The sequence below is a fragment of the Paraburkholderia sp. BR10937 genome, from assembly GCF_040965695.1.
Lineage (GTDB): Bacteria > Pseudomonadota > Gammaproteobacteria > Burkholderiales > Burkholderiaceae > Paraburkholderia.
Genome location: NZ_JBFRCL010000007.1, coordinates 45107 through 66976 on the forward strand (window position 1 = coordinate 45107; position 21870 = coordinate 66976).

The window sequence follows — 21870 nt, forward strand, 5'->3', positions numbered from 1 at the left end:
AGGGTGCCGGCGCAAGGTGCGATGAACGTCGAATCAGGCGGAGCGCATCCACACGTGTGGAATGCCATCCTCGTCGTGAATCTCACCAACGGGTGAGAAGCCGAACGCACCGTAGAACTTCTGCAGATGCGCCTGGGCATGCAGACGCATCGCGAAGTCGGGCCATTGCCGCTCGATCTGCGCGATGGCGCGTTCGAGCAGCGCATTGCCGAGCTTGATGCCGCGGTGGTTTTGCGACGTCACCACGCGGCCGATGCGCACGTCGGCGTCCTGTGCGTCGGGCAACAGCACGCGCAAATAGCCCGCAAGCTCGCGCACGCCGCCCTGCTCGCTCCATGCGAACAGATGCCACGCACCGAAGTCGAGACCGTCGATATCGCCATACACGCAGTTCTGCTCGACGACGAACGCGTCGGAGCGCAGTTTGAGCATGGCGTAGACTTCGCGCGCGTCGAGCGCGTCAAAGGCTTTCCATTGCCAGTCGAATTGGGGCAGCGGCAAGGCGGTGGACTGCACGGTCATGGTCGGTGATTTCTATCAAGGCGTCGTCAATGACCACGATTATGCCGCGCGCCGCGCGCGCCACAAACCCGCGACTCGGGCCGCGCTCACTTGCGCCGGCGCGGCTGCTCGTATTTGCGCCAGTACTGGAATGGCTCCTCGTGCAGATCGATGTCGAGATCGACGATGCGCGCCTGCATGCTCTCCTGCGCGTCGGCAATCGCCTTGTTGTAGACCGCCGGCGCGATCTCTTCGAGAAAGAAGCCCAGCAGCGCGCCCGCCGCGACGTTGCCGATCGGCTCTTCCATGTTGGCGTCGAAATAGCGCTGGATGGAGGCGATCGCTTCGGCGCGCGCGTCTTCGGGGAGTTCGATGGACATGTCGGCAAACCGCAGAGGAAGGGTTGCGGTTATTTTGCGCCAGGTGCATTGGCGCATGACGAAAAACGCGGTAAGGCGGGCGCAAAAAACAAAAGCCACCCGAAGGTGGCTTTTGTTTTGCATCTGGAGGCGCGAGCCGGAGTCGAACCGGCCTACACGGCTTTGCAGGCCGCTGCATAACCGCTTTGCTATCGCGCCAGAAGCGGACTGACCGGGGTGCGGAAAACTGCTTGCGCTCGCAACGACCGGACAGATTTGTTTGATGGCTTGATACGCTGACCAAAACCTGCCAAACAAAAAGGGAAGCGCTGCTTCCCCTTGGCATTTGGAGCGGGAGACGAGTCTCGAACTCGCGACCTCAACCTTGGCAAGGTTGCGCTCTACCAACTGAGCTACTCCCGCAAATGTCCTGCTTTACTGCGACTTTTACTGCTTCGGCACCTCGTTTTTCGCCACTGCAAAAACGCCGCACCTAAAATTCTGGAGCGGGAGACGAGTCTCGAACTCGCGACCTCAACCTTGGCAAGGTTGCGCTCTACCAACTGAGCTACTCCCGCATATTTGCCTCAGACTTCGCCGAATTTTCAACTAACTTCGGCTTATCTTCTGCCATCTCTACCGCATCTGCTTGCTTGCTACTGCGTCGTGCAGCGGAGAAGTGAGATTATGTATAACCCGCAGAATCGTGTCAACCCCTTCGCATGATCTTTTTGGAAAAAGACATGAGGGATTCACAAGCTCCCCCGTTCGCGGATCTGGGGCCACGCGAGCTTCATGTAGTAGAGCATCGACCAGATCGTGAGGAACGCTGCCACGTAGATGAGCCACGCACCCCACACGCGCGAGTCGAACAGCGTCACCCCGCCGAGCGTGAGCGGCGCGTAGAACAGCAGCATGGGAATCGCGACCATCTGGCACGCGGTCTTGAATTTGCCGAGCGAATTCACGGCCACGCTCTTCGACGCGCCGATCTGCGCCATCCACTCGCGCAGCGCCGAGATCGCGATTTCGCGTCCGACGATCACGAGCGCGATCACGGCGTCGAGCCGCTGCAGATGCACGAGCACGAGCAGTGCCGCGGTCACCATGAGCTTGTCCGCGACGGGATCGAGAAAGGCGCCGAACGAGGAGGTCTGATTCCACTTGCGCGCGAGAAAACCGTCGAACCAGTCAGTGAGCGCCGCCAGCACGAAGAGCAGCATCGCCAGCACGTTCTGCTGCATCGGGGAAAGCATCGTCTGCGGCAGATAGAACACGCCAACCACGAGCGGAATCGCCAGGATCCGCAGCCAGGTCAGGAGAATCGGAATATTGAACGGCATCGGCTGGCGCTATCTGTCGGGGAGATGCAATTATGGGAGATGCAATTGTGCCGCGTCGCCGCACGTGCCACAAGCAACCGTAAGGAATGGCCAGGCCGGAGCTGGCCAACGACGACGCCGCATCAGTGCAGTTGCTGGTAGATCTGCTCGGCGAGCGAGCGCGAGATGCCCTCCACGCTCGCCAGATCCTCGACGCTCGCCGACATCACGCCGCGCAGGCCGCCAAAGCGGGCGAGCAGGCGCTGGCGACGCTTCGCCCCCACGCCCTCCAGCTCTTCGAGACGCGAAGTCTGACGCGTTTTGCCGCGCTTCGCGCGCATGCCCGTGATGGCGAAGCGGTGCGCCTCGTCGCGGATCTGCGCGACGAGCATGAGTGCGGCGCTCTCCTTGCCGAGTTCGAGCGGCGCGCGGCCATCGGCAAATACGAGCGTTTCGAGGCCGACCTTGCGGCCCTCGCCCTTCGCCACGCCCACCAGCATCGCCGGATCGAGACCCAGTTCGGTGAACACCTGGCGCGCGATCTCGACCTGCCCCTTGCCGCCGTCGATCAGTACGATGTTGGGCAGCGTGCCGCCGGGCGGCGGGGCTTCGACTGTCTCGCCGGCCTCGACGGCTTGCGACTCAGCATCCGGGTCGGCGGGATCGGGCACCGGCGCCGTCTCGTCGGCTTCGGCGCGCGCCGCTTGCGCGACCATCTTCTCGTAGCGCCGCGTGAGCACCTGGCGCATGGCGGCGTAGTCGTCGCCGGGCGTGATGCCGGTGATGTTGTAGCGCCGGTACTCGGCCGACTGCATCTTGTGATGGTGATAGACCACGCATGAGGCCTGCGTCGCCTCGCCCATCGTGTGGCTGATGTCGAAGCACTCGATGCGCAGATGCGCGAGATCGTCCAGTTCGAGCCCGAGCAGTTGCGCGAGCGTACGCGTGCGGGCCTGCTGCGAACCCTGCTCGGAGAGCAGACGCGCGAGCGCGAGGCGCGCGTTTTGTTCGGCCATCGCTAGCCATGCGCGCTTCTGACCTTGCGGCTGACGCAGCACCGTGACCTTGTGCCCGGCCTGCTCGCTCAGCACGTCCACGAGTTCGCGATTCGCAGGCGGATGGCTCACCACCAGCACGGGCGGCACGCGGTTGCCGAAGTAATGCTGCGCGATGAAGGCGTCGAGCACTTCCGGTTCGACGCCGATCTCGCGCGTCCTGCGCGCATCCGCCTGCGGCTCGAGTGCGGCCGTGGCGGATTCGGCATCGCTTGCCGCGTCGTCGTCGCCGGCAAGATCCGCCGCGATGGCGAGCGGATCCGCTTCGAGCGCCGCATCGTCGTGTGCGTCGTCCGCCTGCGCTTCCTCGACGTAGTCCTCCACCGTCTTGCGCGCGAGCGAAGGCAGCGACTTCAGCGCGCTCGCCGCGACCACGGTCTCGTTGTCGATTTCCTCGGCGACGCCGCCCTCCTCGTCGGTCAGCGCGCGCTCCACGTGCGCGGGGAAATACGCCTTGTCGCCCAGATGCCGGCCGCCGCGCACCATCGCGAGATTCACGCAAACGCGCCCGCCCAGCGCCACCACGGCGAGAATATCGACGTCGCTCTCGCCGCCCGTTTCGATGGCCTGTTGATGCAGCACTGTCGACAGCGAACTCATCTGGTTACGCACGGACGCCGCCTGCTCGAATTTCAGCTCGGAGGCGAACGCGTGCATCTTCGTCTCCAGTTCCTTCATCACCTCGTTCTGGCGGCCCAGCAAAAAGCGCGATGCGTTGTTCACGTCGCGCGCGTAATCCTCTTCGCTGACGGCTCCCACGCAAGGCGCCGTGCAGCGCCCGATCTGATGCAGCAGGCAAGGCCGCGTACGGTTGTTGAACACCGAGTCCTCGCAGGTGCGCAACTGGAATACGCGCTGCAGGATCTGGATGCTCTCGCGCACCGCCGAGGCGCTCGGAAACGGCCCGAAGTACTGGTTGTTGCGATCCACCGCGCCGCGGTAGTACGCCATGCGCGGGAACTTGTGCCCGGTAATCTTGAGGAACGGATACGACTTGTCGTCGCGAAAAAGGATGTTGTAGCGCGGCGTGAGCGCCTTGATGAGGTTGTTCTCGAGCAGCAGCGCCTCGGCCTCGGAACGCGTGACCGTGGTTTCGATGCGCGCGATACGCGTGATCATCATCGCGATGCGCGGCGAAAGCTGCGTCTTGGTGAAGTAGCTCGACACGCGCTTTTTCAGGTCGCGCGCCTTGCCGACGTAGAGGACCGCGCCTTGCGCGTCGTAGTAGCGGTACACACCCGGCAGATGCGGCAACTGCGCGAGCGCCTTTTTCGGGTCGAAAACGTCGGTGTCGGTCATCCAGTTTCGGGGACGGGCGGTGCGTCGAGAGAGGTGAGATCTGGCCCAGCGCCGCCGTCGCGACGCATTCATGGCTGTGTCCTAGAATCGCAAGTTTAGATCATTCCATGCTGCACGGAACCTGCGCCGAACTTGCCGGCCGGGCGTTCTGCACCCGCTTGCAGCATGGCGCCCCTGATTCTCCGCGTCGCCCGCTACCCATGACAGAAGCCCCCACCCCCACCACCGCCAGCGCTAGCGCCATTGCCTGCGACCTCTTTTGCGCCGTCATCGACAATTTCGGCGACATCGGCGTGTGCTGGCGGCTCGCGCGCCAGCTCGCGCACGAGCACGGCTGGCAGGTGCGCCTGTTCGTCGACGACCTGCACGCGTTCCAGAAGCTCTGCCCCGCGCTCGACCCGGGCCGCGCCACGCAAGCGGTCGAAGACGTGCTCGTCGAGCACTGGCACGAGCCTGAGCATGCGGGCGACACGCTGCAGATTGCCGATGTCGTGATCGAGGCGTTCGCGTGTGAGCTGCCGGGCGTCTATGTCGCGGCGATGGCCGGGCGCGCGCGCAAGCCGGTCTGGCTCAATCTCGAATATCTGAGCGCCGAAGACTGGGTCGCCGACTTTCATCTGCGGCCCTCGCCACACCCGCGCTACGCGCTCGCCAAGCACTTCTTCTTTCCCGGCCTCGGCCCCGGCACGGGGGGCGTGCTCAAGGAGCGCACGCTCGATGCCGCGCGCGCGGGCTTCGAGCGCTCGCCGGACGAGCGCGCCGCATGGTGGCAGCGCGCCACGGGCGGCCCGCCCCCCGGGCCGGACACCACCGTGATCTCGCTCTTCGCCTATGAGAACCCCGCCGTCGACGCGCTGCTCGAGCAATGGCGCGACGGCGCGAAGCCGGTGGTCCTGCTCGTGCCGGAGGGCCGCATCTCTGGCGCGCTCGCGCGCTTTTTCGGGAAGCCGGCGTTCGACACAGGCTCGCAGGCCACGCGCGGCGCGCTGCGCGCGCACGCGCTGGCGTTCACCGAGCAGCGCGGTTACGACCCTCTGCTCTGGGCGAGCGACCTCAACTTCGTGCGCGGCGAGGACTCGTTCGTGCGCGCGCAATGGGCGGCACGACCGTTCGTGTGGCACATCTATCCGCAAGCCGACGACGCCCATCTGCCGAAGCTCGACGCGGCGCTCGCGCACTACGGCCGCGCGCTGCCGAAGGCCCCGCGCGCCGCGCTCGAACGCTTCTGGCATGCGTGGAATGGCCGTGGCACACCCGACTGGGCCGATTTTGCGCAGCATCTGCCCGTCTACGCGGCGCGCGCCAATGCCTGGGCGGCCGAACTCGGACAGGTTGGCGATCTCGCCGGAAATCTCGCCAAATTCGCAAAAAGTCAGTTAAAATAAGCGGTTATCCGACGGCAGCCGTCTCAAGCGTTTCGAGTTTCGCGCCTCTCATCGTCCATGCATGAAAGAGGGTCGCAGCAACTACACCAGCAACACCAACCGAATCCGCTTGCGACGTTTGCCGTCGAGCACACTCGAAGCTACTTAATCTGGACAGGACAGTTTTTTACTATGAAGACCGCACAGGAACTCCGCGTCGGCAACGTCGTGATGATCGGTAACGACGCGATGGTCGTGCAGAAGGCCGAATACAACAAGTCGGGCCGCAACGCCGCCGTCGTGAAGATGAAGTTCAAGAACCTGCTGACCGGCGCGGGCATGGAAACCGTGTACAAGGCGGACGACAAGTTCGACGTCGTCGTGCTGGATCGCAAGGAAGTGACGTACTCGTACTTCGCCGACCCGATGTACGTGTTCATGGACGCCGACTACAACCAGTTCGAAGTCGAAGGCGAGATGATGGGCGACGCCCTGAACTACCTCGAAGACGGCATGGCTTGCGAAGTCGTGTTCTACAACGAGAAGGCCATCTCGGTCGAACTGCCGACCGTGCTGGTGCGCGAGATCATCTACACGGAACCGGCCGTCAAGGGCGACACGTCGTCGGGCAAGGTCCTGAAGACTGCCAAGCTGAACACCGGTTTCGAGCTGCAAGTGCCGCTCTTCTGCAACATCGGCGACAAGATCGAAATCGACACGCGTACGAACGAGTACCGCAGCCGCGCCTAAAGGTGGGCTGAAAGGAGCCGCAGGCCGAAAAGGCGCCCGCCCGCCGCCCCGGCGGCAAAAGGCGGACACCGCGATGAAAGCGCCCCCTCGGGCGCTTTTTCTTTTTTTGCCGAACGTGTATGTTTGAGAGTGCTGCGGAAAACCTTACCGGTTATGCGCGATGGATTGCGTGTTTGCCGCCTTCAGCGGACAAGCGGCGAAGCAAGCGCGGCGCGCACCGGTCAAAGTGACTCCCGCGGCACGGTTTCTGCTGTGGAGTGAGAGAGCATGCGTACCACGCTCTTTCCCCTTATCAGGAGAAACACAATGAACAACGACATTGCCGAAGGCAAGTGGAAGCAGTTGATCGGCAAGGCCAAAGCGGCATGGGGCGAGTTGACGGACGACGAACTCGCAAAAGCCGAAGGCCGTGCGGATCGGCTCGCCGGGCTTATCCAGGAACGTTACGGCAAGACGCGTGACGAGGCAGAACTGGAAGTGCGCCGCTGGTTCGACGCGCACCGGCCGCGCGACTGACGCACCGTCCACGGCATGGCCGGTACGGTGGTCGCCCACTTGCAGGCAAACAGGGGGTTGCACGCATGCCAAAGCGCCTGGCGCTTCGGGCTTGCGTTGCTTGCCCGGCCGCCTCGCTGCCGGGCAGCGCCGTCGCGCCCCCACTCTGGCGCAGCACAACTGGGAGGACCGGAACTGAACGCCCTGCAACGAGACATCTCCGTGATCTCGGTGAAATCTTTCGCATCGTGCCGCGCTCCGGCGCGCCGCGCGGCTGCCTGCCGGGGCGCGTGCGCGACCCCGCACGCGCAGCGCCGGCGCGACTGCGCTCATCCGTAAGCCGCTACCGCCATGCCACACGCCCTGATTGTCGAAGACGATCCCAATAGCCTGTCAGGTCTCTCTGCGATCCTGTCGGCCGACGGGTTCTCCGTCGACACCGCTGCCACCCTCGCCGAAGCGCGCGCCGCCCTTGCGCGCTTCATCCCCGATGTCGTACTCGTCGACCTGAACCTGCCCGATGGCGGCGGCCTCGAGTTGCTGCCGCATTTGCCCGCGCAGCCGCCAGGCGGCGCGCTGCCCGTGATCGTGATGACCGGCAACGCCACCGTCGAAAGCGCGATCGAAGGCCTGCGCCACGGCATCTGGGACTATCTGCTCAAGCCGGTCAACATTCCGCGCCTGCGCAGCCTGCTCGCGCGCATTCCGCGTCCTTACGAGCTAACCGAGGAAGTCCGCGCGCTGCGCGCCACGCTGCGCAAGATGGGCCACTTCGGGCCGATGCTCGGGCGCAGCAGCGCGATCCAGCATGTCTACGACACGCTCGAACAGCTCGCGCCCACCGAAGCGGCGCTGCTCGTGCACGGCGAAGCCGGCACGGGCAAGGAAGTCGCAGCGCGCACGCTGCACCAGCTGAGCCGCCGCCGCAAGGGGCCGTTCATCGTGTGCGACGCGCGCTCGCTCGTGGCCGAAGCGGCCGCGGGCCGGCCGCTGGCGAGCGTGCTGTTCGGCCACGAGCGCGGCGCGTTCAGCGGCGCGGAACAGCGCGAGCCGGGTCTCGTCGATCAGGCGAGCGGCGGCACGCTCTTCATCGACGAGCTGACCGACCTGCCGCGCGAGCAGCAGGAAACGCTGCTGCGCGCGCTCGATTCCCAGACCTTCATGCGCGTGGGCGGCAACAGCGAGGTCGGTACCGATTTCCGCCTGATCGCGGCAACCCGCGCGAACCCACGCGAAGCCGTCCAGCAGGGCGTGCTGCACGACGATCTGTGGCTGCGCCTCGATGCCGCGGCGATCCAGCTGCCACCGCTGCGCGAGCGCGACGACGACGCCGCCCTGCTCGCGCTCGCGTGCATCGACGAACTCAATCAGGAGGCCCAGACGCACGGTCTGGCCGGCGCGACGCGGCTCGTCGCGCCCTCGTTCATCCGCGAATGCCTCGCGTATGACTGGCCCGGCAACGTGCGCGAACTGCACGAACGCGTGAGGCGCGCGTGGCACGCCTCGGGCGAGGTGCTGGAAACGCTGCAGGCCGAGGAAAGCAGCGGCGCGGGCCCGCGCGAGATGAACGGCGGCCGCGTGCAGGTCACCGTGGGCACGCCGCTCGCCGACGTGGAGGAAATGCTGATCCGCGCGACGCTCGACGCCGTGGGCGGCACGCGGCACCGCGCCGCGTCGCTGCTCGGCATCAGCCCCAAGACGCTCTACAACAAGCTCCAGCGCATGCGGCTGAACTGAGCCGGCAAAACGACGCACGTTGTAAAAAGGCTGCCCTTCGTTTCCGAAGGACAGCCTTTTTTCATTGCGCCGATGCGGCAGTCAGGGCGTCAGGGCAATACGCTGCGCAGCAATGCCTGCGCCTCGATGTACCCCGGGTCCGCCACCATCCTGTCCCAGCGCTGCGCCTTGCCGCGCGCGCGCATGCGCCTGATGCGCAGGCCCGAAGCCTTGGCGGCGCGGCGCGGCTCCGTGGTGCGCAACGCGTCGAGCACCTTTTCGGCCTCGTGCGGCTGGTTGCAGATCAGCACCATGTCACAGCCCGCCTCGAGCGCGGCGCGCGCGCCCTCGGTGAGCGTACCGCCCTGGCGCGCCGCCTCCATCGAAAGGTCGTCGCTGAAGATCGCGCCCGTGAAGCGCAGCCGCTTGCGCAACACTTCCTCGACCCAGATGCGCGAAAAGCCCGCTGGCTTCGAGTCGACCTTCGGATAAATCACGTGCCCCGGCATCACGGCCGTGAGCGACAGACCGAGCCAGTCGTAAGGCTGCGCGTCTTCGCCGAGGATCGCTTCGAGCGGACGCTCGTCGACGGGCACCGCGACGTGCGAGTCCGCCGTCGCAAAGCCGTGACCCGGAAAATGCTTGCCGCAATTGGCCATGCCCGCGAGCGATAGTCCGTGATTGAGACTCTTGGCGAGCAACGTGACGACGCGCGGATCGCGATGAAACGCGCGATCGCCCACCACCTTCGACTGGCCGTAGCCGAGATCGAGCACCGGGGTGAAAGACAGATCGATACCGCACGCGCGCAGTTCGCTCGCGAGGATATAGCCCACTGCCGTCGCGAGCTTGGTGGCGAGCAGCACGTCCTTGTCCCACAGCGCGCCGAGGCGTCCCATGGCGGGCAGCACGGTGAAGCCGTCGGTGCGAAAGCGCTGCACGCGGCCGCCTTCATGGTCGACGGCGATCAGCAGGTCCTCGCGCACCGAGCGGATGGCGTCGGTCAGCGCGACGAGCTGCGCACGGTTCTCGTAGTGGCGCGCGAACAGGATCACGCCACCGGTCATCGGGTGCGCGAGACGGCGCACGTCGTCGTCGTTCAGCGTGGTGCCGACCACGTCGAGCATTACTGGCCCGGGATTATTCTTCATCGATGAGTTTTGCGTAGATGCCGCGCAACGCACGGCGAAAGAGATCAGCCGTTGATTTCCGCTACCACGAACGACACCGCGTAGTCATGCTCGTCGGTGATGCTCACGCGCGCCGTGATCCCGCGTTCGTCGAGCCACCGCGCGAGTTCGCCCGAAGCGACGATCACCGGACGGCCGCCCGGCTCGTTGAGGGTCTGCATGGCGCGCCAGGTCATCGGCATGCGCATGCCGAGGCCGATCGCTTTCGAGAACGCCTCTTTCGCGGAGAACCGCGTGCACAGATACGCGAGGCCCCGCGCCGCCGAGCGCACCTTGCGCGCCTCATAGACGGCGAGCTCGTCCGGGCCGAGCACGCGCGGCGCGAAACGTCCGTTGGTGCGCTCCATGACCGCCGCCACGCGGCTCACCTGAATGATGTCGGTGCCGATACCGTAGATCGCCATGAGACTCCCGTCGATGTCTGTCGATTGCGCGCGGCGCGATGGCGCGGGGTAGCGGTCAGCCGCGCGTGCCGAGGCGCGCCGCCACCATGATCGCCTTCATTTCGCGCACCGCGTTCTCCCAGCCCGCGAAGATTGCGTGCGCCACGATCGCGTGGCCGATGTTCAGCTCGACGATGCCGTCGATGGCCGCGATCTGCTGCACGTTCGTGTAGTGCAGACCGTGGCCGGCGTTCACCTTCAACCCGAGGCTGTTGCCGCAGCTCACGCCGGTGACCACGCGCTCGTATTCGCGCTCCTGCTCGCCGGCGTCGTGCGCCTCGGCGTAGCGGCCTGTGTGCAGCTCGATCACGGGTGCGCCCGTTTCGTGCGCCGCGCGGATCTGCGTTTCGTCCGGGTCGATGAAAAGCGAGACGCGGCAGCCCGCATCGGCAAGCTGACGGCAGGCGGCGGCAACGGCGTCGAAGTGGCCCGCGACGTCGAGGCCGCCCTCGGTCGTCAGCTCCGCGCGCTTTTCGGGCACGAGGCAAACGTCGTGCGGTTTGATCTCGCACGCAATATCGAGCATCTCGGCCGTCACCGCGCATTCGAGGTTCATGCGCGTCTTCAGTTGCGGACGCAGCGCGCGCACGTCGGCGTCGACGATGTGGCGGCGATCCTCGCGCAGATGCAGCGTGATCGCGTCGGCGCCCGCCTCTTCGGCGAGGAGCGCCGCACGGATCGGATCGGGATAAGCGGTGCCGCGCGCATTGCGCAGCGTGGCGACGTGGTCGATGTTCACACCGAGGTCGATCACGTTGGGCGAAGTGAGAAAGAAGCTCATAGGTTCTGCAAGTCGATCAGAATCTGGCGCGTCGCGAGCGGCGTGCCGCCAAGGTACGTGTTCAGCAGGAAGCGCATGAGCGCCTTGCTCTGCGCAACCGTCTGGGGTCGATGGTAATCGTCCTCTTCCATGTCGAGCAACGTCTGGCCCGAAAGCCGGGGCCATTGAGAAGGCCATTCGTCCGACGCTTCGCGCACGCCGCGTTCCGGATCGAACACGTAACGCCCGTCGGCCGCGACGGTCTTGCGGTTCGCGGTGCGGTTGAGCGCGAGCGCGTAGCCCGCCTCGCGCAGCAGCACGCGCTCGAACGAGCGCAGCACCTGCACGGGCGGCTCGTCGTGCGCGAGGCGCGTGAGCGTCACGACGTAGTGGCGAAAGAGTTCGGGGTGCGGGTCTTCGCGCGCGATGAACTTCACGAGCAGCTCGTTGACGTAGAAGCCGCACAGGAGCGCGTCGCCGGTCAGCGGCAACATGCCGCCGACCCACTCGGCGCCGGTGAGCGTGCGCACCTCGCCCTTGCCGGTCCACGAGAGCGCGAGCGGCTGGAAGGTCTGCAGCACGCCGCGCAACGCCGAATGGGGACGCTTCGCGCCCTTCGCGACGAGCGCCACGCGGCCGTGATCGCGCGAGAGCACATCGATGATGAGGCTCGTCTCGCGATACGGATAGCTGTGCAGCACGAAAGCCGGCTGCTCGGCGATGCGGTAATCGGGGGTCGTGCTGCGTGACGCGCGCGGCAATTGCGAGCGCGCGGTGGTCTTGCGGCCGCTGCGCGGTTCGGCGCGGCCTTCGAGCGTGGCGTCGGCACCTTCGGTCATCGCGTTGCGCGTGGCGGCGACTTTCGTCACCTTCGTGCTGCGCGTGCCCGTCGTGCCCTGGCCTTTCGCGGGCGAGCGCCGCGCGCCGCGGGAACCGGACGCTTCGTCCCCAGCGATTGCCTCGTCGGCCTGCGCGTCATCGTGCGCGGGCCAGTCGTCGTGCAGGGTTCCGGCTGCGCCGTCACTCATACGCGGTGCCCGTCGTGCTTACTCGTAACCGTAGGCGCGCAGCCCGGCTTCGTTGTCGGCCCAGCCGCTCTTCACCTTCACGAAGGTTTCGAGGTACACGGGACCGTCGAACAGCTTCTCCATGTCGAGTCGCGCCTCGGTGCTGATCTGCTTGAGCTTTGCGCCCTTCTGGCCGATCACCATCGCCTTCTGCGTGTCGCGCTCGACGAGAATCGTCGCGAAGACGCGGCGCAGCCGTCCTTCCTGCTCGAACTTGTCGATCAGCACCGTGCTCGTGTACGGGAGTTCGTCGCCGGTCCAGCGGAACACTTTCTCGCGCAGGATTTCGGCAGCGAGGAAGCGCTCGCTGCGATCGGTGAGGTCGTCTTCGCCGTAGATCGGCTCGCCTTCGGGCAGATACGGCTTGAGCGTCGCGAGCAGGCGCTTGATGTCGTCCGGGTTCCTGGCCGACAGCGGCACGATCTCGCGGAACTCGCGCAGAGCCTGCACCTGCTGGATGAACGGATACAGCGTGTCCTTGTCATTCACGCGGTCGATCTTGTTGGCGATCAGGATCGTGGGCGCGTTCGGGGGAATCAGGTCGAGCACTTTCTGGTCGTCGGGACCGAACTTGCCGGCCTCGATCACGAACAGCACGGCATCGACCGAGCTGAGCGTGGAGGTCACCGCGCGGTTCAGCGAGCGGTTGAGCGCCGTGCTGTGGCGTGTCTGGAAGCCGGGCGTGTCGACGAAGATGTACTGCGCGTCGTCGATCGTGTTGATGCCGGTGATGCGATGGCGCGTGGTCTGCGCCTTGCGCGACGTGATGCTGATCTTCTGGCCGACCAGCGCGTTCATCAGCGTCGATTTGCCGACGTTCGGACGGCCGACGATCGCGACCATGCCGCAACGAAAACCGGCAGGAGTGGAGGTGGGAGCGTTCATGATCGGACCGGAATAGAAAAACGGGAGGCGCGCCCGCGGCGCGCCTCGATGGAATCAGTGGCCGGCATCGGCCGCGCGCACGGGAATGGCCGTCGTGGCTTCGGCATGCGTCTGGGCATCGGTGCTCGCGCCGCCGGTCGTTGCGGTTTGCACGCGCTCGACGGTGCGCAACGCCGCTTCGGCTTTCACCGCGGCCGACCGGTGGCCGATGGAGCCGGCGCTCGGTACGGCGTCGAAGCCCGTGGGCTTGTCGGCGGGCTTGTCGCTGGCCTTGTCCGCACCGCGTTCGGCCTTCTCCGCAGGCTTTTCAGCCGGTTTGTCCTTCTCCGCCGGACGCTCCTGGACGTGCGCCGCGCGTATCACCGCGAGCGGCGCGCCTTCGGCTGCCCCGGTTTGCGCCGCACGCTCGCTACGCGCCGAGGCGCGCTCGCGGCGCTCCGGCGAGCGCAGATCGAGCGCGCCCTGCACGCCGGTCACGCCGGGGACGACCTCGGGCTCCGGTTTGGGAGCACGCGCGCCCTTCGAGCGGCGCGGCTTCGCAACCAGCGCGGGCGCCGCGGCCATGACCTCGTCGAGTGCCTTCTTCGCCGCGGCCTGCTCCGCCGCGCGACGGCTCGCGCCCGAACCCGACACCTTCACGTCGAGCTTCGGCACCGTGCATTCGACTTCGAACTGCTGATTGTGCGCCGCACCATGCGTCGCGACGACCGTGTAGGTCGGCAACGCGATCTTGTGACCCTGCAGATATTCCTGCAGCAGCGTCTTGGAATCCTTGCCGAGCGTGCGCGGATCGATGTGATCGAGGATCGGCACGTAGAGACGCTTGATGACCGTTTGGGCGGCATCGAAGCCGCTGTCGAGGAAGATCGCCCCGAAGATCGCCTCCAGCGCGTCGGCGAGGATCGACGGGCGGCGGAAGCCGCCGCTGCGCAACTCGCCTTCGCCGAGGCGCAGGCCGTCGGCAATATTGAGGGCCTGAGCGATCTCGTAAAGCGACTGCTGCTTGACCAGGTTCGCGCGCACGCGCGAGAGGTCACCTTCGTCCAGCTTGCCAAAACGTTGGAACAATAGGGCAGCCACCGCGCAATTCAGAACCGAATCACCGAGGAATTCGAGGCGTTCGTTATGCGTGGCACTGTGACTGCGGTGAGTTAAAGCCTGGCGCAGCAATTCCGCATTGCGAAATTCGTAGCGCAAACGGCTTTCCAACGGAGATTGGGGCATGGGGAGAGTATAACGCGCCCGCCGCCCCCGGCGAAAACAGGGGCGGCGGGCGAAAAACCGTGACGATGCGACGTTACCGGGGATTCTTCAAGTAGCGCGCGAAGATGCAATGCGCGTGATGCGAGTGAGCCTCGGGTTCGCGCATACGCTTTTCGTTGCTGCTTCTAATGCTTTTCGCGCGCGTGCTCGACGTGCATCGCACGTCGATGCCAACACGAATTACTCGAACGAACCGATGCGACGCAGGTTGCTGAAGTTCATCCAGATGAAGAACGCGCGGCCCACGATGTTCGCGTCGGGCACGAAACCCCAGTAGCGGCTGTCCGCGCTGTTGTCGCGGTTATCGCCCATCATGAAGTAATGGCCCGCCGGCACCTTGCAGATCACGCCGCGCGCGTTGTACTGGCAGTTGTCGCGATACGGATAATCCTCCGCGCCCACGATGAACGGCGGCACCGCGGGGTTGTTGAGGATGTTGTTCTTGCGGCCGCTGCCGAGATCTTCCGTGAACTGCTTCGCATAGCCGATGCGCTCTTCGTCGAAGAAGTCGCCCTGCGGCACTTCCGGCACCGGCTTGCCGTTGATCGTGAGCTGCTTGTCCTGATAGGAAACCACGTCGCCCGGCAGCCCGATCACGCGCTTGATGTAGTCGACCGACTCATCCTTCGGATAGCGGAACACGACCACATCGCCGCGCTCGAGCGGTCGGCCCCGCGTGATCTTCGTGTTCGTGATCGGCAGGCGGATGCCGTAGTCGAACTTGTTCACGAGGATGAAGTCGCCCACGAGCAGCGTGGGCACCATCGAACCCGACGGAATCTTGAACGGCTCCACGACGAACGAGCGTACGAGGAACACGATCAGGATGACGGGGAAGAAGCTCGCCGTGTACTCGAGCCACCACGGCTGGCGCAGCTTGTCGTTGCGCAGGTTCTGACGCGTGACAGGCGCGTTTTCATCGGCGAAGCGCTCGCCCACGCGTTCCTGCTGACGGTCGAACTCCGCGACCGCCGCATCGGCGGCGAGGCGCCGGCGCGGCATGAACACCAGTTTGTCTGCAACCCACGCAACGCCCGTCAAGATGACGAGCACAAAGAGTATCAGCGCAAAATTCATGTAGAGATCCGTTGTCCGGCTTATTTGCGTTACTTATTTATCTTCGACACGAAGGATGGCGAGGAAAGCCTCTTGCGGAATCTCGACCGAGCCGACCTGCTTCATCCGCTTTTTGCCTTCCTTCTGCTTTTCGAGCAGCTTCTTCTTACGCGTGATGTCGCCGCCGTAGCACTTGGCCAGCACGTTCTTGCGCAGCGCCTTGATGTTCTCGCGCGCGATGATGTGCGCGCCGATCGCGGCCTGAATGGCCACGTCGTACATCTGGCGCGGAATGATCTCGCGCATCTTCGCCGCGACTTCGCGGCCGCGATACTGCGACTGCGAACGGTGGACGATGATGGACAGCGCATCGACCTTGTCGCCGTTGATCAGCATGTCGACCTTCACGACGTCCGAAGTGCGGTATTCCTTGAACTCGTAGTCCATCGACGCATAACCGCGCGACACCGACTTCAGACGGTCGAAGAAGTCGAGCACGATTTCCGCCATCGGAATTTCGTACGTGAGCTGCACCTGGCGGCCGTGGTACTGCATGTTGATCTGGTTGCCGCGCTTTTGCGTACAGAGCGTGATGACCGAACCCACGTACTCTTGCGGCATGTACAGGTTCACCGTCACGATCGGCTCGCGGACCTCGGCAATCTTCGAGGGCTCAGGCATCTTCGCCGGGTTCTCGACCTTGATCGTGCTGCCGTCCGCCTGCACGACTTCGTACACCACGGTCGGCGCCGTAGTGATGAGGTCCATGTCGAACTCGCGCTCGAGACGCTCCTGCACGATTTCCATGTGCAGGAGGCCGAGGAAGCCGCAGCGGAAGCCGAAGCCCAGCGCCTGCGAAACTTCCGGCTCGTATTGCAGCGAGGCGTCGTTGAGCTTCAGCTTTTCGAGCGATTCGCGCAGCGCGTCGTACTGGTTCGCCTCGACCGGATAGAGGCCCGCGAACACCTGCGGCTTCACTTCCTTGAAACCCGGCAGCGGCTCGGCCGCGGGCTTCGTCGCGAGCGTGACGGTGTCGCCCACCTTGGTCGCGGCGAGTTCCTTGATGCCGGCGATGATGAAGCCCACCTGCCCCGCCGAAAGCTGCTCGAGGTTGCGCGACTTCGGCGAGAACACGCCGACGTGCTCGACCGGATACTGCGCGCCGGTGGCCATCAGCTTGATCTTGTCCTTCGGACGCAGCGTACCGTTGACGATACGCACGAGCATCACCACGCCCACGTAGTTGTCGAACCACGAGTCGATGATGAGCGCCTGCAGCGGCGCTTCCGGATCGCCCTTGGGCGGCGGCACCTTGGCGATGAGCGCTTCGAGCACGTCTTCCACGCCGAGGCCGGTCTTCGCGCTGCAGCGCGTGGCGTCGGTGGCGTCGATGCCGATCACGTCCTCGATCTCTTCGATCGCGTTCTCGGGGTTGGCCGCGGGCAGGTCGATCTTGTTGAGCACCGGCACGACTTCCACGCCGAGTTCGATCGCGGTGTAGCAGTTCGCCACCGTCTGCGCCTCGACGCCCTGGCTCGCGTCCACCACGAGCAACGCGCCCTCACATGCGGAGAGCGAGCGGCTCACCTCGTAGGAGAAGTCGACGTGCCCGGGCGTGTCGATCAGGTTCAGGTTGTAGACCTTGCCGTCACGCGCCTTGTACGTGAGCGCAGCCGTCTGCGCCTTGATGGTGATGCCGCGCTCGCGCTCGAGATCCATCGAGTCGAGCACCTGCGATTCCATTTCGCGGTCGGACAAGCCGCCGCACAGCTGGATGATGCGATCGGCGAGCGTCGACTTGCCATGGTCGATGTGCGCAATGATCGAGAAGTTACGAATATGATCCATTCAGTGCCGATCAAGCGAAAAAGGCGCGCCCCAACGATAGCTGGACACGCCTCGTAAACAGATGAAAAACCGGACTATTTTAGCCGAAAAGGGGTCCCACGGGCGAACCATCCGGTGATGTAACGGATGTGTCATGGCGCGGGGGCTCGTCTTGCTGCGCCCCTGCGCGCGCGTTTCACGCATCGCCCGGCGGCGCCGGTGGCACGCCCGGTGCGTCGGCGCCCAGGCCCAGCGTAGCGCGCACGCGTGCTTCGTCGAGGTGGTAGTGACACAGCTCGATGCCGTCGCAAAGGAGCACCGGCACGAGTTCGTCGTAACGCGCCTGAAGTGCGGGGTCGGAATCGACATCGACGACGTTGAGCCGCGCGCCCGCCGCGGCGGCGAGCGGCTCGAGCGCCACGCGCATCTGCTCGCACAGATGACACCACGCGCGCCCGTAGAGCACGAGGTGCGCGCTCGCCCGTTCGAGCGCGCCCGGCGCCGCCGACGAAGACCGCATGGGCGTGCGCATCGACGTTACTTCTGCCCCGGCGCGCGCGGGCGCAACGGCACGAACTGCGTGTTGTCGCCGCGACGCACGAGCACCGCGACCATCTTCTGCGGGTCGAGATGCGCGGTCACCTCCTGGAACTGCTTCGCGCTGGTGATATCGGTGTCGCCCACGCGCAGGATGATGTCGCCCTTCTGCAGGCCGGCGCGCTGTGCCGGGCCATCGACCGAGTCCACCATCGCGCCGCCCTTGACCTTGAGCTGCGCGAGCTGGTCGGCGGGGATGTCGACCACCGCGATACCGAGCGCGTTCATCGCGCGCGGCTTGGGCTCGGGCGCCTTTTTCTGGTCGGCCTTCGCGCTCTTGTCGGTCTGCATCTCGGCGATCGTGATCGGCAGATCGCGCGTTGCGCCCTTGCGCCAGACCGTCACGGTCGCCTTGGTGCCCGGCTTCGTGTCGCCGACCATGCGCGGCAGGTCGGTCGCGGCGTCGACGCTCGAACCGTTGAACTTCAGGATGATGTCGCCCGGCTGGATGCCCGCCTTGTCGGCCGGGCCGCCCGGCTCGACGCTGGAAACCAGCGCGCCTTGCGCCTTGGGCAAACCGAGCGAGTCGGCCACGTCCTTCGTCACCTCGCCGATGGCCACGGCAATGCGGCCACGCGTGACCTTGCCCGTGGACTTGAGCTGATCCGCCACGCGCATCGCCTCGTCGATCGGAATCGCGAACGAGATGCCCATGAAGCCGCCCGTGCGGCTATAGATCTGCGAGTTGATGCCGATCACCTCGCCCTGCATGTTGATGAGCGGACCGCCCGAGTTGCCGGGATTCACGGCCACATCGGTCTGGATGAACGGCAAATAGTCGCCCGTGTCGCGCCCCTTCGCGCTCACGATGCCCGCCGTCACGGTGTTCTCGAGGCCGAACGGCGAACCGATCGCCACGACCCACTCGCCCACGCGCACCTTGTTCGAGTCGCCCATCGTCACGGCCGGCAGATTGGCAGCCTGGATCTTCACCACGGCGACGTCCGTGCGGTCGTCCACGCCGATCAGCTTCGCCTTGAATTCGCGCTTGTCGGTGAGCGTCACGTAGATGCTGTCCGCGTCGTCCACGACGTGTGCGTTGGTCATCACGTAGCCGTCGCTCGAGAGGATGAAACCCGAGCCGACGCCGCTGTTCTGTTCGGCGTCGTTGCCGTTGTCCGGGCCGGAGTCCGAACCGCCGCCCGGGCTTCCGCCCTGGCTGCCACCCTGACCACCGCCCTGCCCACCCTGCGGCCCTTGCGGGAGCGGGATGCCGAAGAAGCGGCGGAAGAATTCCGACATGTCGCCCTGATCCATGCCCGGCGGCAGGCCGCGCTGAGCCGAGGAGACACGCGTCGTGGTGCGGATATTGACGACCGACGGCCCCACTTTGTCCACGAGGTCGGCGAAGTCGGGCAGGTTGGCAGCCGGCGCCGCCGATGCCACGTGCGGTGCGAACGGCAGGCACGCCGCCACGACCGCGGCCGCGAAGAATTTGCGCAGCGGGAGAATCGTCATATCGAAGTCAGCCGAAGGAAGGAGTTACCTGGGAGCCTTGTATTCTATGGCAGACGCAAACTGCTGCAACGTGGTCTGGGGCACTTCGCCAAGCAACGTGATGAAGTAATCGCCGTTGCGCTTCACGAGCACGTGGGTCGCGCCACTGCTGCCCGAGCCTTCCTTGCGACTGTTGTTCTTGACCGGTTCGATAAAGACGGAAAGCGTGGACAGTCCGTCAGAGAATACGGCCTGATCGACCGGAATGGGCGGATCGCTCGCGTCGCGCGCCGCCATCGGCCGGCGCACTTCGCGAATCTTCTGGAATCCCGGCGCGGCCTGGCCAAACGACCAGCCCTGCGCCTCGATGTCGACCGGCTGAAGCGGCGGGCGCACCACGTTCCAGCCTTCGATATTGCGCATGCCGTTGACGATAGGCGTCTTGTCGACGGGACCGCCGATGCGCACCTGCGTGAACGCGAGTTGCTGGAGCACCTGGCCGTTCGTCGGATCGAGCATCTGCGAGCGCAGCAGCAGACCGGTTTTCGCGTCCGCCCACAGCTTGTAGGCGAAGCGGAAATTGTCCTTCGGGTCGAGCTGGATCACCTGGCTGTCGAGGCCGGCCACCCGGTCGTTGGCCAGCATCTTCGGCTCGTAGACGCCCAGCACCTGGGCGCCGCTCGTGGAAAGCAACGCCGGGAAAGCATCCTTGTTCTGGCGCTTTTCGACGACGAGCAGCTTGCGCTCGGGTACGAAGGTAAACAGATCGTCGTTGTGGCGCAGCATCGTGCGCGGCTTGCCGTCGAGGCTTTCGAGCTTTTCGAACTCGCCGTCCTGCTTCGAGGCGTAGTGCGTGATGCGCGACGACTGCACGAACTCGCCGCGCTGGTAGACGAAGGTGCCTTCGTAGCTTTGCTGCTGGGCGGCCTGCTGGATGCGGTCGAGCAACTGCGCCGCGCTCTGGCGCGTGGCGGCATCGGCCGCGGACGCGCCTTGCGCGTGGGCACGCGGGGCAACAGACAGAGCGGTGAACATCACGGCTGCGCAGCACAGGAATGCCGGCAACCGCCCCCAGATTGTCTTTTTATTCAACCGCAATGTCTGCATCAAACTTATTGGCCTTGCGTGGTAAGAGCGGCTGAACGGATGTACGGCATGGAATCCGAAATGACCGGCTGCTGCGCGAACTGCTGGTGCGCCTGGAGATATTCGTCGAGGCGCGCGTCGCGGATGATGTTGCCGTCCTGGCCACCCGCGACAGGCGCCGGCGTGGTGTTCATCGCCACGCGCTGCACGCCGTCGCCCTGCGACTGCACGGCGGCGATTTGCGGCGCGCCGGCCATGCCCACGCCGCGCATTTGCGGCATGACGATCCACGTGAGTGTGGCAGCAGCCGCGGCCACGGCCAGCGACGGCATCACGCGGCGGCGCAGCGCCAGAATGCGGCCCACGCGCTCATTGCGGCCGGCCTGCGCCTGCGGCAGCGCAGCGGGTGCGAGCAGATGCGGCTCCGCTTCGAAGCGCGCCGCGAAACCCGTCATGAAGGCACGGCTCGCGGCCTGACTGAGGGCCAGATCGTCGGAACGCAGCACGTCGCCGATCAGGTGGTACTCCGACCAGGCTGCGCGCCCTTCGCCGTCGAGTTCCAGAAAATTTCCGTTCAGATGCTCCTGCGCCGACGCTTCACCGTCGACGAAGGCGGACAGACGCTCGCCGCGCGAGCTTGATACCGATTGCATCGAGACCGAACCCATGATGCTCCCCATTCCCTAACAGACGTCCCTGTGACACCAACTCATTCTGGTGAATCGCGTCGCCGCCCGGGGCGAAGCTGGTTCTTCTTCTTACCAGCGCTTGCCTTCCGGAGTGTCCAGCAGCGGACGCAATTTTGCCGCAATGGCTTCCCGAGCGCGGAAAATTCTCGATCTGACGGTGCCGATCGGGCACCCCATCATCTCAGCGATTTCTTCGTAGCTTAGGCCTTCTATCTCCCGAAGCGTAATGGCGGTGCGCAGCTCTTCCGGTAAAACCGCCATCGCAGCATTGACCGTCTGTGCGATCTGCTTGCTCATCAACATCGACTCGGGCGTATTGATATCCCTTAGTTGATCGGCGTCCGAGAAAGTTTCCGCTTCTTCAGCATCCGCCTCGGTAGAAGTCGGCGCGCGTCTTCCCTGGGTCGCAAGGTAGTTCTTCGCCGTATTGACAGCAATCCGGTACAACCACGTATAGAAAGCCGATTCGCCACGAAACTGCGGTAGTGCGCGGTAAGCCTTGATAAAGGCGTCCTGGGCCACGTCCTCGACCTCGGCGGGGTCCCGCACGAGGCGCGAGATCAGCCGGATGATCTTGCGGTGGTATTTCGAGACCAGGAGCTCGAACGCGGCCTTGTCGCCTTTTTGCACGCGCTCGACCAGAACCTGATCAATTTCTTTTTCGCTCACCTGAGAAATCCGTTAGCACATGAAGTAGACGTGGGGGCAC

General features: G+C 65.1%; 21 protein-coding genes and 3 tRNA genes. 4 read left to right on the plus strand and 20 right to left on the minus strand.

Translation table 11 applies throughout. The features are described 5' to 3' along the window. Positions 1 to 33 precede the first annotated feature (33 nt). The 7 genes from AB4Y44_RS07990 to uvrC form a co-directional block, all read right to left on the minus strand. Positions 34 to 522, minus strand: a complete 489-nt coding sequence (locus AB4Y44_RS07990; protein ID WP_368699177.1) for a GNAT family N-acetyltransferase — start codon at positions 520 to 522, stop codon at positions 34 to 36. A gap of 86 nt (positions 523 to 608) precedes the next feature. After that, a complete protein-coding gene (locus AB4Y44_RS07995; protein ID WP_368699178.1) occupies positions 609 to 881 on the minus strand; it encodes a DUF2164 domain-containing protein in 273 nt (90 codons plus the stop codon). A 124-nt stretch (positions 882 to 1005) separates the two neighbouring features. Next, a tRNA-Cys gene (locus AB4Y44_RS08000) sits at positions 1006 to 1079 on the minus strand. Between the two features lie 128 nt (positions 1080 to 1207). Beyond that, positions 1208 to 1283, minus strand: a tRNA-Gly gene (locus tag AB4Y44_RS08005). A gap of 79 nt (positions 1284 to 1362) precedes the next feature. After that, positions 1363 to 1438: transfer RNA gene (locus tag AB4Y44_RS08010), tRNA-Gly, on the minus strand. A 174-nt stretch (positions 1439 to 1612) separates the two neighbouring features. Then, positions 1613 to 2203 (minus strand): CDP-diacylglycerol--glycerol-3-phosphate 3-phosphatidyltransferase, encoded by a 591-nt coding sequence (pgsA, locus tag AB4Y44_RS08015; protein WP_042261239.1) that lies wholly within the window; start codon positions 2201 to 2203, stop codon positions 1613 to 1615. Positions 2204 to 2325: 122 nt separating this feature from the next. After that, a complete protein-coding gene (gene uvrC / locus AB4Y44_RS08020; protein ID WP_368699179.1) occupies positions 2326 to 4536 on the minus strand; it encodes an excinuclease ABC subunit UvrC in 2211 nt (736 codons plus the stop codon). 200 nt (positions 4537 to 4736) lie between these two features. Between uvrC and earP the strand changes: the two genes are divergently transcribed. From earP to AB4Y44_RS08040, 4 genes are all read left to right on the plus strand, one after another. After that, positions 4737 to 5921, plus strand: coding sequence for an elongation factor P maturation arginine rhamnosyltransferase EarP (gene earP, locus AB4Y44_RS08025; RefSeq protein WP_368699180.1), 1185 nt, complete (start codon positions 4737 to 4739; stop codon positions 5919 to 5921). A 171-nt stretch (positions 5922 to 6092) separates the two neighbouring features. Then, a complete protein-coding gene (gene efp / locus AB4Y44_RS08030) occupies positions 6093 to 6650 on the plus strand; it encodes an elongation factor P (RefSeq protein WP_069262560.1) in 558 nt (185 codons plus the stop codon). A gap of 306 nt (positions 6651 to 6956) precedes the next feature. Beyond that, positions 6957 to 7166, plus strand: a complete 210-nt coding sequence (locus AB4Y44_RS08035; protein WP_028206671.1) for a CsbD family protein — start codon at positions 6957 to 6959, stop codon at positions 7164 to 7166. A 330-nt stretch (positions 7167 to 7496) separates the two neighbouring features. Beyond that, complete coding sequence (locus tag AB4Y44_RS08040; protein ID WP_368699181.1) at positions 7497 to 8882, plus strand: sigma-54-dependent transcriptional regulator; 1386 nt, start codon at positions 7497 to 7499, stop codon at positions 8880 to 8882. A gap of 89 nt (positions 8883 to 8971) precedes the next feature. Here the strand turns inward: AB4Y44_RS08040 and nagZ are convergent, their stop codons facing one another. From nagZ to rpoE, 13 genes are all read right to left on the minus strand, one after another. Further along, positions 8972 to 10012, minus strand: coding sequence for a beta-N-acetylhexosaminidase (gene nagZ, locus AB4Y44_RS08045; protein ID WP_368699182.1), 1041 nt, complete (start codon positions 10010 to 10012; stop codon positions 8972 to 8974). Between the two features lie 44 nt (positions 10013 to 10056). Continuing rightward, entirely contained in the window at positions 10057 to 10455 is a 399-nt protein-coding gene (gene acpS / locus AB4Y44_RS08050; protein WP_368699183.1) for a holo-ACP synthase, read from the minus strand. A 55-nt stretch (positions 10456 to 10510) separates the two neighbouring features. Next, positions 10511 to 11275, minus strand: coding sequence for a pyridoxine 5'-phosphate synthase (gene pdxJ / locus AB4Y44_RS08055; protein WP_321927033.1), 765 nt, complete (start codon positions 11273 to 11275; stop codon positions 10511 to 10513). Next, on the minus strand, positions 11272 to 12282 hold the full coding sequence (recO, locus tag AB4Y44_RS08060) for a DNA repair protein RecO (RefSeq protein ID WP_368699184.1): 1011 nt from the start codon (positions 12280 to 12282) through the stop codon (positions 11272 to 11274). Before recO ends, pdxJ begins: the two co-directional genes overlap by 4 nt. Positions 12283 to 12300: 18 nt before the next feature. Continuing rightward, complete coding sequence (gene era, locus AB4Y44_RS08065; RefSeq protein ID WP_342921862.1) at positions 12301 to 13206, minus strand: GTPase Era; 906 nt, start codon at positions 13204 to 13206, stop codon at positions 12301 to 12303. A 54-nt stretch (positions 13207 to 13260) separates the two neighbouring features. Next, a complete protein-coding gene (gene rnc, locus AB4Y44_RS08070; protein WP_368699185.1) occupies positions 13261 to 14430 on the minus strand; it encodes a ribonuclease III in 1170 nt (389 codons plus the stop codon). Positions 14431 to 14649: 219 nt separating this feature from the next. Further along, the gene (lepB, locus tag AB4Y44_RS08075; RefSeq protein WP_342921860.1) at positions 14650 to 15546 is read right to left on the minus strand and encodes a signal peptidase I; all 897 of its coding nucleotides are present in this window, start codon (positions 15544 to 15546) and stop codon (positions 14650 to 14652) included. Between the two features lie 33 nt (positions 15547 to 15579). Further along, positions 15580 to 17373 carry a translation elongation factor 4 gene (lepA, locus tag AB4Y44_RS08080; protein WP_342921859.1) on the minus strand — a complete coding sequence of 598 codons (1794 nt, stop codon included), beginning with the start codon at positions 17371 to 17373 and terminating at the stop codon, positions 15580 to 15582. Between the two features lie 175 nt (positions 17374 to 17548). Further along, a complete protein-coding gene (locus AB4Y44_RS08085; protein ID WP_368699186.1) occupies positions 17549 to 17884 on the minus strand; it encodes a glutaredoxin family protein in 336 nt (111 codons plus the stop codon). Between the two features lie 5 nt (positions 17885 to 17889). Continuing rightward, the gene (locus AB4Y44_RS08090) at positions 17890 to 19407 is read right to left on the minus strand and encodes a DegQ family serine endoprotease (RefSeq protein WP_342921857.1); all 1518 of its coding nucleotides are present in this window, start codon (positions 19405 to 19407) and stop codon (positions 17890 to 17892) included. A 24-nt stretch (positions 19408 to 19431) separates the two neighbouring features. After that, complete coding sequence (locus AB4Y44_RS08095) at positions 19432 to 20493, minus strand: MucB/RseB C-terminal domain-containing protein (RefSeq protein WP_368699249.1); 1062 nt, start codon at positions 20491 to 20493, stop codon at positions 19432 to 19434. 5 nt (positions 20494 to 20498) lie between these two features. Continuing rightward, the gene (locus AB4Y44_RS08100) at positions 20499 to 21140 is read right to left on the minus strand and encodes a sigma-E factor negative regulatory protein (RefSeq protein WP_368694582.1); all 642 of its coding nucleotides are present in this window, start codon (positions 21138 to 21140) and stop codon (positions 20499 to 20501) included. Positions 21141 to 21230: 90 nt separating this feature from the next. Continuing rightward, on the minus strand, positions 21231 to 21830 hold the full coding sequence (rpoE, locus tag AB4Y44_RS08105) for an RNA polymerase sigma factor RpoE (protein ID WP_027795258.1): 600 nt from the start codon (positions 21828 to 21830) through the stop codon (positions 21231 to 21233). Between the last annotated feature and the right edge of the window lie 40 nt (positions 21831 to 21870).

Excerpts from the sequence above, each read along its gene's own strand:
- AB4Y44_RS07995 (WP_368699178.1), bottom strand. The coding sequence starts at position 881 with ATGTCCATCGAACTCCCCGAAGACGCGCGCGCCGAAGCGATCGCCTCC.
- recO (WP_368699184.1), bottom strand. The coding sequence starts at position 12,282 with ATGAGTGACGGCGCAGCCGGAACCCTGCACGACGACTGGCCCGCGCAC.
- lepA (WP_342921859.1), bottom strand. The coding sequence starts at position 17,373 with ATGGATCATATTCGTAACTTCTCGATCATTGCGCACATCGACCATGGC.
- AB4Y44_RS08100 (WP_368694582.1), bottom strand. The coding sequence starts at position 21,140 with ATGGGTTCGGTCTCGATGCAATCGGTATCAAGCTCGCGCGGCGAGCGT.
- AB4Y44_RS07990 (WP_368699177.1), bottom strand. The coding sequence starts at position 522 with ATGACCGTGCAGTCCACCGCCTTGCCGCTGCCCCAATTCGACTGGCAA.
- AB4Y44_RS08095 (WP_368699249.1), bottom strand. The coding sequence starts at position 20,493 with ATGCAGACATTGCGGTTGAATAAAAAGACAATCTGGGGGCGGTTGCCG.
- earP (WP_368699180.1), top strand. The coding sequence starts at position 4,737 with ATGACAGAAGCCCCCACCCCCACCACCGCCAGCGCTAGCGCCATTGCC.
- uvrC (WP_368699179.1), bottom strand. The coding sequence starts at position 4,536 with ATGACCGACACCGACGTTTTCGACCCGAAAAAGGCGCTCGCGCAGTTG.
- era (WP_342921862.1), bottom strand. The coding sequence starts at position 13,206 with ATGAACGCTCCCACCTCCACTCCTGCCGGTTTTCGTTGCGGCATGGTC.
- AB4Y44_RS08085 (WP_368699186.1), bottom strand. The coding sequence starts at position 17,884 with ATGCGCACGCCCATGCGGTCTTCGTCGGCGGCGCCGGGCGCGCTCGAA.
- pgsA (WP_042261239.1), bottom strand. The coding sequence starts at position 2,203 with ATGCCGTTCAATATTCCGATTCTCCTGACCTGGCTGCGGATCCTGGCG.
- acpS (WP_368699183.1), bottom strand. The coding sequence starts at position 10,455 with ATGGCGATCTACGGTATCGGCACCGACATCATTCAGGTGAGCCGCGTG.
- AB4Y44_RS08040 (WP_368699181.1), top strand. The coding sequence starts at position 7,497 with ATGCCACACGCCCTGATTGTCGAAGACGATCCCAATAGCCTGTCAGGT.
- AB4Y44_RS08090 (WP_342921857.1), bottom strand. The coding sequence starts at position 19,407 with ATGACGATTCTCCCGCTGCGCAAATTCTTCGCGGCCGCGGTCGTGGCG.
- lepB (WP_342921860.1), bottom strand. The coding sequence starts at position 15,546 with ATGAATTTTGCGCTGATACTCTTTGTGCTCGTCATCTTGACGGGCGTT.
- rnc (WP_368699185.1), bottom strand. The coding sequence starts at position 14,430 with ATGCCCCAATCTCCGTTGGAAAGCCGTTTGCGCTACGAATTTCGCAAT.
- efp (WP_069262560.1), top strand. The coding sequence starts at position 6,093 with ATGAAGACCGCACAGGAACTCCGCGTCGGCAACGTCGTGATGATCGGT.
- pdxJ (WP_321927033.1), bottom strand. The coding sequence starts at position 11,275 with ATGAGCTTCTTTCTCACTTCGCCCAACGTGATCGACCTCGGTGTGAAC.
- AB4Y44_RS08035 (WP_028206671.1), top strand. The coding sequence starts at position 6,957 with ATGAACAACGACATTGCCGAAGGCAAGTGGAAGCAGTTGATCGGCAAG.
- nagZ (WP_368699182.1), bottom strand. The coding sequence starts at position 10,012 with ATGAAGAATAATCCCGGGCCAGTAATGCTCGACGTGGTCGGCACCACG.